The sequence below is a fragment of the Streptomyces sp. NRRL F-6492 genome, from assembly GCF_001280125.1.
Lineage (GTDB): Bacteria > Actinomycetota > Actinomycetes > Streptomycetales > Streptomycetaceae > Streptomyces.
Genome location: NZ_LGEG01000033.1, coordinates 1 through 12312 on the forward strand (window position 1 = coordinate 1; position 12312 = coordinate 12312).

At 75.0% G+C, this 12312-nt stretch carries 9 protein-coding genes; 8 read left to right on the top strand and 1 reads right to left on the bottom strand.

Annotated elements, in window-relative coordinates; translation table 11 throughout:
* The 7 genes from ADL08_RS05185 to ADL08_RS05215 form a co-directional block, all read left to right on the top strand.
* On the top strand, nt 1-1428 hold a 1428-nt coding region (locus ADL08_RS05185), incomplete at its 5' end, for an MFS transporter (protein ID WP_267889550.1).
* A gap of 7 nt (nt 1429-1435) precedes the next feature.
* Entirely contained in the window at nt 1436-2728 is a 1293-nt protein-coding gene (locus ADL08_RS05190) for an amidohydrolase (protein ID WP_053640849.1), read from the top strand.
* Nucleotides 2725-3975: an ATP-grasp domain-containing protein gene (locus ADL08_RS05195; protein WP_053640850.1), complete on the top strand. Its 1251-nt coding sequence runs from the start codon at nt 2725-2727 to the stop codon at nt 3973-3975. Before ADL08_RS05190 ends, ADL08_RS05195 begins: the two co-directional genes overlap by 4 nt.
* A gap of 108 nt (nt 3976-4083) precedes the next feature.
* Nucleotides 4084-6696 (top strand): ATP-grasp domain-containing protein, encoded by a 2613-nt coding sequence (locus tag ADL08_RS05200; RefSeq protein ID WP_159042972.1) that lies wholly within the window; start codon nt 4084-4086, stop codon nt 6694-6696.
* Nucleotides 6693-8084, top strand: coding sequence for an MFS transporter (locus ADL08_RS05205; protein ID WP_053640852.1), 1392 nt, complete (start codon nt 6693-6695; stop codon nt 8082-8084). The genes ADL08_RS05200 and ADL08_RS05205 overlap by 4 nt, the downstream gene beginning before the upstream one ends.
* Nucleotides 8081-9364: a PLP-dependent aminotransferase family protein gene (locus tag ADL08_RS05210; protein WP_078967945.1), complete on the top strand. Its 1284-nt coding sequence runs from the start codon at nt 8081-8083 to the stop codon at nt 9362-9364. The genes ADL08_RS05205 and ADL08_RS05210 overlap by 4 nt, the downstream gene beginning before the upstream one ends.
* Nucleotides 9365-9469: 105 nt before the next feature.
* Nucleotides 9470-9844, top strand: a complete 375-nt coding sequence (locus ADL08_RS05215; RefSeq protein ID WP_053640853.1) for a nuclear transport factor 2 family protein — start codon at nt 9470-9472, stop codon at nt 9842-9844.
* Between the two features lie 75 nt (nt 9845-9919).
* Here ADL08_RS05215 and ADL08_RS05220 read toward each other — a convergent pair whose 3' ends face one another.
* Nucleotides 9920-10966 (bottom strand): LacI family DNA-binding transcriptional regulator, encoded by a 1047-nt coding sequence (locus ADL08_RS05220; protein ID WP_053640854.1) that lies wholly within the window; start codon nt 10964-10966, stop codon nt 9920-9922.
* 133 nt (nt 10967-11099) lie between these two features.
* Between ADL08_RS05220 and ADL08_RS05225 the strand changes: the two genes are divergently transcribed.
* Nucleotides 11100-12251, top strand: coding sequence for a Gfo/Idh/MocA family protein (locus ADL08_RS05225; protein ID WP_053640855.1), 1152 nt, complete (start codon nt 11100-11102; stop codon nt 12249-12251).
* The last annotated feature ends 61 nt before the right edge of the window (nt 12252-12312 follow it).

The window sequence follows — 12312 nt, forward strand, 5'->3', positions numbered from 1 at the left end:
CGGGGGGGGCCCCCCGGGGAAAGGGCCGGGGGGGGGCCCCCCCCCCGGCCCCCCCCCGGGGGGCCGGGGGGGGGGCCCCCCCCCCCCGCCCCCGCCGCGGCGGCCCCCGGGCCCGGAGCCCCCGCCGCCCCGGCCGGCAAGGCCCCCGCCCCCGCCCGCAAGCCCCGCCGCGAACTCCTCGCCGCCAGCGTCGGGTCCGTCGTGGAGGCGTACGACTGGACGATCTACGGCGTGCTCGCGCCGTACTTCGCCGAGCAGCTGTTCCCCGGGTCCTCGCCCACCGCCCGGCTGATCGCCGCCTACCTCGGCTTCGCGCTCGGCTTCCTGGTGCGCCCGCTCGGCAGCGTCGTCATCGGGCGGCTCACCGACACCCGGGGGCGCCGCTTCGGGCTCACCCTCACCGTCGGCCTGATCGCGGCCGGTTCGCTGCTCCTGGCGATCATTCCCGGCCACGCCTCGATCGGGATCGCGGCCCCGCTCCTGGTGGTCGCCGCCCGGCTCGTGCAGGGCCTGTCCGTCGGCGCCGAGAACCCGAGCGCCGCCGCGTACGTCACCGAGACGGCGCCCGGCCGCAGCCGGTACCTCTACAGCGCCGTCTCCTACGGAGGCGTGGTCCTCGGCAGCGCCCTGTCGTTCATCGTGCTCAGCGTCCTCCTCGGCGTGTTCGGCGAGGCGGGCGTCGAGGACGGCGCCTGGCGCCTCGCCTTCGTCTTCGGCGCCCTGCTCGGCCTGACGGCCCTGTGGATCCGGCGCGGCGCGGCCGAGAGCGAGGTCTTCACCGAGGAGGCGGGCAGGCGCGACGGCGCCCGTGAGCGCGGCGCGAGCCCCTGGCCCGTCCTGCGCGCCCGTCTCGGGCCGCTCTCCGTGGTGTTCGCCATCACCTCCGGCGCCACCACCGTCTTCTACTTCCTCACGGTCGACTTCCCGTCCTACGCCGCCGCCGCGGGCGCCGCCACCAAGGAGGAGGCCTCCGGGGCCCTGCTCCTCGGCATGGTGGCGCTCCTCGCCGGCATGCTCGCCGCGGGAAAGGCGGCCGACCGGTTCGGGGCCCTGCCCGTCCTGCGGACCGGCTTCGCCGGGCTCGCGCTCGGCTCCGTACCGCTGCTCGCCGGCATGGTCGCGGGCCGCGTGCCCGTCCCGGTCGTCACGGTGGTGCTGCTGTTCCTGCTCGCCCTGCCCCTCGCCGTCAGCAACGTCTTCGCGGGGCAGCTCTTCCCGCCCGCCGTCCGGGCGGTCGCCGTCGGCCTGCCCGCCGCCCTCGCGATCAGCCTCTTCGGCGGCACCTTCCCGGCCCTCGCCGAGTGGCTGCGCTCCACCGGCCACGGCGGCTGGGTGCCGTGGTGGCCGGCCATCACCTGCGCGGCGGCGCTGCTCGCCTCCTGGGGCGTGCGCGAACACCCCCTTCCCGACACCCCCGTCTCCGAGTGAGGACGCCATGGACTCCCTGACCGCAGTGCTCGACGCGCTGGAACCGCTGTTCCCCGCGCTGGAGGCCGACTACCAGGACCTGCACGCCCACCCCGAGCTCGCCTTCCAGGAGAAGCGGACGGCGGCGCTCGTCGCGGAGCGGCTCGCGGCGCAGGGCGGCTGGGAGGTCACCACCGGCGTGGGCCGCACCGGCGTGGTCGCCGTCCTGCGCAACGGCGAGGGACCCGTGGTCATGCTGCGCGCCGACATGGACGCCCTGCCGGTGAAGGAGGCCACCGGCCTGCCGTACGCGAGCACCGCGACCGCCACCGACGACTCCGGCGCCGAGGTCCCGGTCATGCACGCCTGCGGCCACGACCTGCACGTGGCCGCCCTGATCGGGGCGTGCGCCCTGCTCTCCTCCCGCACGGACCACTGGAACGGCACGGTCGTGGCCGTCTTCCAGCCCGGCGAGGAGAGCGGCTACGGCGCCCGGTCGATGGTCGACGACGGCCTGTTCGAACGCTTCCCGAAGCCGGACGTCATCCTCGGCCAGCACGTCGGCCCCGGCCCCGTCGGCCTCATCGCCACCTGCCCCGGCACCGTCATGGGCGCCACGGACTCGATCACCGTCAAGCTCTTCGGACGCGGCGGACACGGCTCCAAGCCGGAGTCGGCCGTGGACCCGGTCCTCATGGCCGCCTCCCTCGTCCTGCGGCTCCAGACCATCGTCTCCCGCGAGACCCCCGCCCAGGAGCCGGTGGTGGTCACCGTCGGCAAGCTCCACGCGGGCACCACGGCCGCCGTCATCCCGGACACGGCCGAACTCGGCATCAACGTCCGCACCAGCTCGGCCCCCGTCCGCGACAAGGTCCTCGCCTCCATCGAGCGCCTGGCGAAGGCGGAGTCGGACGCGGCCGGCGCGACCGCGGAGCCGGAGATCACCTCCGTCTACCACCTGCCGATGACGGTCAACGACACGGCCGCCGCCGAGCGGGTCGCCGACGCGCACCGGAAGGCCTTCGGCGACGGCGCCGTGATGACGATGGGCCCGACCACGGCCAGCGAGGACTTCGGCATCCTGGCGACGGCCGCCCGGGTGCCGTCCGTGTACTGGTTCTGGGGCGGCCTCGACCCCGAGGTGTTCACGGCCGCGTTCGCCGCCGGCCGCCTCGACGAGGACATCCCGCAGAACCACGCCCCCACGTTCGCCCCGCAGTCGGGCCCCGCGCTGCTCGTCGGCGTCCGCTCGATGGTCGCCGCGGCCCTGTCCTGGCTGGCGGACGAGGACGGGAAGACGGCGGAGGAGACGACCGCATGACCAGGCCCCGCCCGCACGTGACCGTCCTGCACCGCTGGCGGGACACCCACGCGCTGTACGCCGACTACGTCGACCACGGCACCCACCGGGTCACCTACATCAGCACCGAACTCGGCCGGTCCTCCATACCCGCCGACGCCGAGGCCGTCGTCACCGTCGGCCTCACCGACGACCTGCCCGCCGTCCGGGCGGCCCTCACCGCGCTCGTCGAGCGCCACGGCCCGCCGGAGGCGCTGCTCGCGCTCAACGAGGGCGACCTCGACACGGCGGCCCTGGTCCGCGAGGAGTTCGGGATCGCCGGGCAGACCCCGGAGGAGCTCGCGGTCTTCCGCGACAAGCTCCTGATGTGCACGACAGTGGCCGCCGCGGGCCTCCCGGTGCCGGCGCTCGCCCACGTCCCCGACACCGACGCCGTACGGGAGTTCGGGCGCGCCCACGGCTGGCCGCTGATCTGCAAGCCGCACCGGGGCACCGCCAGCAGGGGAGTGGTCCGGCTCGACTCCCCGGCCGACCTGGACGCGCACCCGGAGCTGGCCGCCGACCTCGCGGCCGAACCCTTCCTCGCCCAGACGTTCGTGGACGCCCCGATCCTGCACATCGACGGCCTGTGGGAGGGCGACCGGCTCGGCAGCTGGACCGCCTCCCGCTACGTGGGCGGCACCTGCGCCGACTTCACCCAGGGCAACTGGCTGGGCTCGGTCGAGGAGGACGACCCGGTGCTGCTCGCCGCCGTGGAGCCGTTCGCCGCCGCCGTCGGGGCCGTCCTCGGCGGGGGCCGGCCGTGGGTCTTCCACCTGGAGGCCTTCGTCACCCGGGGCGCGGACGGCGGCCCCGCCCTGGTCTTCCTGGAGTGCGGGGCCCGGGTCGGCGGCGGCGAGATCCCCTTCACCTGGCGGGACGTCCACGACGCCGACCTGATGGCCGCGGCGGCCGACATCCAGCTCGGCCGGGTGCCGGTCCTGCCGACCCTGAAGACCGGCGAGGTCGGCGGCTACCTGCTCCTCCCGCTGCCCGTCCCCGCGCCCTGCCTGGTCGAGCGCGCCGAGTGGACCGCGCCGCCGCCCGAGGAGCACAGGCCGTACGCGGTGCTGCACGTGCCCGTCGGCCGGCGGGTGCCCCCGATCAGCGGCTACGAGCACGTCGGCACCCGCTTCCGCTTCCGCGGCCCGTCCACCGCCGTCGTGGAGGAGGCCATCGAGACCTCCGCGAACGGCTTCCGCCTCACCTGCACGCCCCTGGACGCGTAACCGGCCGGCCCCACCCGCACCGCCCGCCACACCCGGGGCCGGTCCGGCGGATCACGCCCCGGCCCCACGCACCGCCCGCATCGGAAAGGAACACACACCGTGTCCGTCATGACCACCGAACGCCCGCGCGTCATCCTGGTCGGCAGCCGCATCCGCCAGTACCGGGAGTACGCGCTCGCCTCCCTCGCCGCGCGGTACGAGGTCACCCTGATCGCCCCCGAGGCGCCCAGCTGGCAGGCGAAGTACGTCGACACCCACCGGATCGCCGACACGACGGACGCGCACAAGCTCTTCCCCTCCGTCGCCGACCTGCGCGGCGAGGTCGCCGAGGCCGCGATCGTCACCTGGGACGAGTGGTCGCTCGCCGCCGTCTCCTCGGTGGCCGCGCGCCTCGGCCTGCGGGCCATGGACCCGGCCGCCGCCAAGATCTGCCGCGACAAGTACGCCACCCGCCAGGCCCTGGAGGCCGCCGGGATGGCGGCCGTCCGCCACGCCCCGGCCGCGAGCGAGGACGAGGCCGTGGCCGCCGCCGAGGCCATCGGCTTCCCCGTCGTCGTCAAGCCCCGCACCCTCGGCGGCAGCTTCGGCGTCATGGTGGCCCGCGACGCCGACGGCCTGCGCCAGGCCTACCGGCTCGCCGCCGCCAGCCGCCTCCAGGGCGCCGGCACCGCCGACACCGTCCTGGTCGAGGAGTACGTCGAGGGCCCCGAACTGAGCGTCGACAGCACCGTCGTGGACGGCGTCGTCACCCCCGTCTGCGTCGCCCGCAAGCGCCTCGGCCCCCAGCCGTACTTCGAGGAGGTCGGCCACCTGGTCACCGGCTGGCAGGACGAGCCGTGGGCCGAGGCGGTCGTGGAGCTGGTCCGCGACTCCCACCGGGCCGTCGGCGTCGACTACGGCGTCACCCACACCGAGCTGCGCGTCAGCGCCGAAGGCCCGCGCCTGATCGAGCTCAACGGGCGCCTCGGCGGCGACCTCATCCCGCACGTCCACCAGCTCGCCACCGGCATCGACCTGGCCGTCGCCGCCGCCGAGATCGCCTTCGAGCGCGTCCCCGACCTCACCCCCACCCGCGCGCTCAGCGGCGAGGTCCGCTTCCTCTACCCCTCGTACGACGGCACCATCGACCGGGTCGTCCTGCCCGACCCGTCCGAGGTCGACGGCCTGGTCGAGGCCGTGGCCCTCGCCGAGCCCGGCGACGAGCTCCAGCTCCCGCCGCGCGGCCTCACCCCGCGCTCGGCCGCCCTCATCGCCGTCGGCGAGGACCCGGTCGAGACCCGCCGCGCCCTGGACCGGGCCGAGGGCCTCTCCCGCACCGAGGTGACCGGCGCGAGCACCCACAAGCTGGGCGCCCGCGTCGAGAACGCCGTCACCCGCCGCTTCTTCGACCACGAGCGCACCGCCGCCCGCATGACGGTCTCCGGCGTCCGGGGCGTCGAGTGGTTCCGCTACGGCGCCGGCGGCGGCGAGGGCCTCAACCGCCCCGTCTTCCTCAGCGCCGACGACGTCGCCGGCCTCGAACGCGACCTCAACGGCCTCTTCGAACTCCTCAAGTCCGTCCCCGGGCGCCTCTTCGGCGGCGACCTGCGCGCCTTCGCCAAGGCCGTCGGCATGAGCGACACCCAGGCCGACCTGGTCCTGCGCGGCGCGGTCGACGAGATCCCGCCGCTGTCCCGCGCCGACCTCTACCGCGAGACCGGCGGCTTCCGCCTCATGGAGCTGAACACCGGCACCTCGCTCGGCGGCTGGCAGATGGGCGAGTTCGCCCGCGCCCTGATCAAGGACGAGGAGTTCGCGGCCTTCGCCGCCGCCGAGAACCTCGTCTACCCCGACCCGCTGGCCCGCATCACCGACGTCCTGCGCCGCCAGGCCCCGTCCCTCGCCGGGACCGCGCGCCCGCTGCTCGCCATCACCGACTGGCCCGACGGCTTCGAGAAGTCCAAGTGCTGGATGGAGTTCGTCGTCCCCGCCTTCAAGGACCTCGGCTTCGACCCGGTCGTCTGCCACCTCGGGGACTTCACCTACGAGGACGGCAAGGTCGTGTACGACGGGCGGCGCGTCGACGTCGTCTACCGCCTGTTCCTGCCCGGCGAGATGCCGGACGAGCCGCGCACGTACGACCTCGTCAACCCGCTCCTCGACGCCGCCGAGGCCGGCCAGGTCGAGCTGTTCGCCTCGCTCGACTGCGAGCTGTACGGCAACAAGGGCAGCCTCGCCATGCTCAGCGACGAGCGCAACCGCGCCGCCCTCACCGAGGACGAGCGGGCCCTCGTCGACCGGATCCTGCCCTGGACCCGCTTCGTCCGCGACGAGAAGGTCACCTTCGAGGGCGAGAAGATCGACCTCCTGCCGTACGCCGTCGCCAACAAGGACCTCCTGGTCCTCAAGCCGACGCTGCTCTACGGCGGCGTCGGCGTCACCCCCGGCTGGACCACCGACCAGAAGGAGTGGGTGGAGAAGCTCCACCAGGCCGTCGGCGGCCCCTTCGTCCTCCAGCGCCGCCTGCTCCCCACCACCGAGCGCTTCCTCTCCGAGGACGGCGTCACCACCGAGGACATGGCCGTCGCCTACGGCACCCTCATGGTCGACGGGAAGTACGCCGGAACCCTGGCCCGGGGCGTCACCGACCCGGCCGTCGGCATCGTCAGCATGCTGCGCGGCGCCCAGATCGGCTGCGCCTTCCACGTGGCCGACCCGGCGGACGGCGAGGGCGAAAGGTGACCGAGTCCACCGACTCGAACGGCTCGACGGATCCCGCCGGCCCCACCGGGCCGGCGGCTCCGGCGGCCCCCGGCGACGGCGCACCCGCCGCCGCCGGGGGGCGCGAGCGCGGCGCGCTGTGGCGCGACGCCGAGTTCATGAAGTTCTGGACGGGCGAGGGCATCTCCCAGATCGGCGCCCAGGTCACCACCCTGGCGCTGCCCTTGACGGCGGTGCTCACCCTGGACGCGTCCTCCTCCCAGGTCGGCCTGGTGAACGCCGCCTCCTACGCCCCGTTCCTGCTCGTCACCCTGCTCGTCGGGGTCTGGGTCGACCGCGTCCGCCGCCGCCCGCTGATGATCGCGGCGAACGTGGGGCGCGCGCTGCTCGTCACGGCGGTCCCCCTGCTCGCCGTGACGGACCTGCTGCGCATCGAGTTCGTGTACGTGGCGGCCCTGCTCATCGGGGCGCTCACCGTCGTCTTCGACGTCGCCTATCAGTCGTACCTGCCGACCCTCATCGGCAAGGAACACCTGGTGGAGGGCAACAGCAAGCTCCAGGGCACCAGTTCCCTCGCGCAGATCGGCGGCCCCGGCCTCGCCGGCCTGCTCATCGGCTGGGTCACGGCGCCGTACGCCCTGCTCATCAACGGCGCCTCGTACCTGGTCTCCGTGGTCACGCTGCTCGCGGTCCGCAGGCCCGAGCCGCCGCCGGTCGTGCCCGAGCGCCCCACCGGCCTGTGGAAGAGCGTCGGCGACGGCATCCGCATCATCTGGAACAGCGCCCACCTGCGGGCCTGCGCCCTCCAGTCCGGGCTCTACAACTTCTGCTGGATGTCGCTCCAGACCGTCTTCGTGCTGTACGCGGCCCGCCGGCTGGACCTCTCCCCGGGGACGATCGGCCTGCTGCTCGGCACCGGCGCGGTCGGCTCGCTCGGCGGCTCCCTGGTCGCCCGGAGCCTGAAGCGGTCCATGGGGCTCGGCCCCGCGATCCTGGCGGCGCTCGTGCTGTGCTGCGCCGCCCCCGTGATCATCCCGCTGGCCCCGGCGAACGACGGGATCCTCACCCTGGTCCTGTTCGTCGCGGCGTTCGCGCTGATCGGCGCGGGCGGCACGATGGCCAACATCCACATCATCAGCCTGCGCCAGTCGATCACCCCGGACGAGCTGCTCGGCCGGATGAACGCCGGCTACCGCTTCGTGTCCTGGGGGATGCTCCCGCTCGGCGCGCTCTTCGGCGGCTGGCTGGGCGACCTGATCGGCCTGCGCGAGACGCTGTTCGTGACCGCCGGGGCCTTCCTCTCGGCGGTCCTCGTGGTGCTGCTCTCCCCGGTCCGGCGCCTGAAGGACTTCCCGCCGCAGATCGGCGCGGAGCCGGAGGCGACGGAGAAGACGGCGGTGACGTCATGACGGGCGTCGGCGGCGGGGCCGCGACGGGCGGGGCCGCGACGGGCGCGGCCGGGACGGGCGTCGGCGGCGGGGGCACGGTGCCGGGGGACTTCACGCACCTCCTCGCCCGGCGCACCTCCTGGGGCCGCTCCGACGCCATCGACCGCATCCTGTCGGCCGCGAACGCGCCGGGCGTCCTGTCGATGGCCGGGGGCATCCCGGCCCCCGACAGCTTCCCCGTGGCCCGCCTCGCCGAGGTGACCGACCGGATCCTCTCCCGGTCGGCCGCCGCCGCCCTCCAGTACGCCTCCACGGCCGGCGTCCCGGCGATGCGCGAGGCGGTGGCCCGGCGCGCGGGCGAGACCGGCGCGCCGGTCGGCCCCGAGCGGGCGATGGTCACCGGCGGCAGCCAGCAGGGCTTGGACCTGGTCGCCCGGACCCTCCTCGACGAGGGCGACCTGGTGGCCCTGGACGACCCCAGCTACCTGGGCGCCGTGCAGTCCTTCCGGGGCGCCGGGGCCCGGCTCCTGCCGCTGCCCACGGACCGCGACGGCATGCGGACGGACGTCCTGGCGGAGCGGCTCGCCGCCGGGGCCCGGCCCAAACTGGTCTATGTCGTCCCGCACTTCCACAACCCCACCGGCGGCGTGCTCACCACCGAGCGCCGCCGGGACCTCGCGGCCCTGGCCGACCGCTACGGCTTCCTGATCGTGGAGGACGACCCGTACGGCGACCTGGCGTTCGACGGGGAGCGGCTGCCGTCCACGGACGTGCACGGCGACCGGGTGATCCGGCTGATGAGCCTGTCGAAGACGCTCTGCCCGGGGTTCCGGGTGGCCGGACTGACCGCCCCGGCGGGCCTGATCGGCGAACTGGTCGCGGCCAAGCAGAGCAGCGACCTCCAGACGAACACCTTCGGCCAGCACGTCCTCGCCGAACTCCTCGGCGACCCCGCGTTCCTCCCCGCCCACCTCGCCCGGCTGCGAACCCTGTACGGGGGCAAGGCGCGGGCGACGGCGGCGCTGCTGCGCGAGCGGCTGCCGTGGCTCGCCTTCGACGACCCGCGCGGCGGCCTGTTCTTCTGGTGCTCCGTGGACGACCCCCGGGTCACCTCGGACCTGCTGTACGCACACGCCCTGGCCCAGGGGCTCGCGCTCGTGCCCGGGGCGCCGTTCTGCATCGAGCAGGACGGCTCGCGGCTGCTGCGGCTCTCCTTCGCGACCCTCGACGAGGAGCAGCGGCGCGAGGGCGTCTCCCGCCTGGCGACGGCCTTCGACAAGGCGCGGGCCGACGCGCACTGAACCACCCCGCCGAACACGCCCCACCGGTGCGCGCCGAACCACCCTCCCGGCGCGCACCGAACCCGCCCTTCCGACGACGACGACACGCAACGAAGGAGCACGGTCATGACGGCACGCACACACCCCCCGGTGACCGCCGACTCGCTGGTGGCCCGGCTGTTCCAGGTGGTCGACTCCCGCTCGTGGGACGACCTCGGCGAGGTCTTCGCCGACGACGCGGTCTACGAGCGCCCCGGCTACCCGGCCCTGGAGGGCCTGGAGCGGATCCGCCACTTCTACGAGCACGAGCGGATCATCGCCTCGGGCGCCCACGAGGTCGACCAGGTCACCGGCGGCCTCGCCGCGGCGGCCTGCTGGGGCCGCTTCCGCGGCGCGAGCCGCGACGGCACCGCCCTGGACGAGGGCTTCGCCGACACGTACCTGGTCCGGGACGGCAAGATCGCGTACCGGAGGACGTACTTCTACCGCGCGGCGATCTGACGCGGAGGGCGAACGGGGCGGCGCCCGGGGCCCGTCCGGCGGATCGGGGCCGGGGGGCCCGGCCCCCCGCCCCGTTCACGTCCGGGGCGGCGCCGTCGACCCCCGTACCACCAGCTCCGCCGGGACCGTCTCGCGGCCGCCCGGCGGGGGCTCCTCCGAGTCCGTCGCCAGGCGGCCCGCCCGGGCCCCCGTCTCGTGCAGCGGAAGCCGTACGGTCGTCAGGGCCGGGAACGCGTCCAGGGCGGACGGCAGGTCGTCGAAGCCCGCCACGGACACGTCGCCGGGGACGTCCAGGCCGCGTTCCCTGAGGGCCGCGCAGACGCCGAGGGCCACCGTGTCGTTGCAGGCGACGATCGCGGTCAGCTCCGGGTCGCGGGCCAGCAGTCCGGCCGCCGCCGCGTGGCCGGAGCCCCGCTCGTACGGGCCGTGGACGGTCGGCCCCTCCGCGACGCCCGCCGCCGCGAGCGCCTCCCGGTGCCCCTCCAGGCGGTGCCGGGTCGTGGTCCGGCCGGCCGGCCCCGCCACGTAGCCGATCCGCCGGTGGCCCAGGCCGAGCAGGTGCTCGGTGAGGCGGCGCGCGCCGGTCCGGTGGTCGAAGACGAGGGCCGCCGCGTGCGCGTCCCCCTCCACCGGCGGGCGCCCGCACAGCACGACCCGGGTCCCCGCCTCCGCCAGCCGGGACAGCTTGGCCGCCGTCGCCGCCAGCCGCCGCGGGTCCTCTGGGGAGCCGCCCATGAGGACCACGGCGGCGGCCCGCTGCCGCTGGAGCAGCGTGAGGTAGGTCAGTTCGCGCTCGGGGGAGCCGCCGGTGTTGCAGACGACGGCGAGCTTCTCGCCCCCGCCGCGCCCGGAGGCGCCCGCGCCGATCGCGGTCTGCGCCGCGCTCGCCATGATCCCGAAGAAGGGGTCCGCGATGTCGTTGACCAGCACGCCGACCAGGTCGGAGGTGGCGGCGGCGAGGGAGCTGGCGGGGCCGTTGAGGACGTAGTCGAGGTCGGCCACGGCCCGCAGCACCCGTTCCCGGGTGGACTCGGCCACCGGGTAGTTGCCGTTGAGGACGCGGGAGACGGTGGCGGGGGAGACCCGAGCGCGGGCGGCCACGTCCGCCAGGGTGACGGTCATCGCGTGCGTACCTCCGGGGCCTTGTGGGGGGCGTTGTCGGCAGGCTAGCGTTCCTGCCCGTAGAAAGCGCTTTCTATCGCGTGTGGTGCACGGGGGCGATCGCGCGCGGGACACCCGGGGAGAGGAACCTTCCGTGACACGCAGGACCGTCCGCATCGCCATGAACGGCGTCACCGGCCGCATGGGCCACCGCCAGCACCTGGTCCGCTCGATCCTCGCCCTGCGCGAGCAGGGCGGCCTCGACCTCGGGAACGGCGAGGTCCTCTGGCCCGAGCCCGTCCTCGTCGGCCGCCGCGAGCCCGCCCTGCGCGCCCTCGCCGAGCGCCACGGGCTCACCGAGTGGTCCACCGACCTCGACGCGGTCCTCGCGGACGGAAGCGTCGACGTCTACTTCGACGCGCAGGTCACCTCCGCCCGCGCCGACGCGATCCGGAAGGCCGTCGCCGCCGGCAAGCACGTCTACACCGAGAAGCCGACGGCCGGGGACCTGGCCGGGGCCCTCGACCTCGCCCGGCTCGCCACGGCGAAGGGCGTCAAGCACGGCGTCGTCCAGGACAAGCTGTTCCTGCCGGGCCTGCTCAAGCTCAAGCGCCTGATCGACGGCGGCTTCTTCGGCGAGATCCTGTCCGTACGGGGCGAGTTCGGCTACTGGGTCTTCGAGGGCGACTGGCAGGAGGCCCAGCGCCCCAGCTGGAACTACCGCGCCGAGGACGGCGGCGGGATCGTCGTCGACATGTTCCCGCACTGGGAGTACGTGCTCCACGAGCTCTTCGGCCGGGTCACCTCCGTCAGCGCCCACGTCGCCACCCACGTCCCGCGCCGCCGGGACGAGCACGGCAAGCCCTACGAGGCCACCGCCGACGACGCCGCGTACGGGCTCTTCCAGCTGGAGGGCGGGGCCGTCGCCCAGATCAACTCCTCCTGGGCGGTCCGCGTCCACCGCGACGAGCTGGTCGAGTTCCAGGTCGACGGCACCCACGGCTCCGCCGTCGCCGGACTGCGCGGCTGCCGCGTCCAGCACCGCTCGGCCACCCCGAAGCCGGTCTGGAACCCCGACGTCCCGGCCACCGAGTCCTTCCGCGACCAGTGGCAGGAGGTCCCGGACAACGCCGACTTCGACAACGGCTTCAAGGCCCAGTGGGAGCTGTTCCTGCGCCACGTCGTCCTCGACGAGCCCTACAACCGGGACCTCCTCGCGGGCGCCCGCGGCGTCCAGCTCGCGGAGCTGGGCCTGCGGTCCGCGGCCGAGGGCCGCCGCCTGGACGTCCCGGAGGTGACGCTGTGACGCCCACCGCGCCCCCGGCTCCCCGCCCCGCGCGTTTGGACCCCCGCCACGCCCCCGGCTC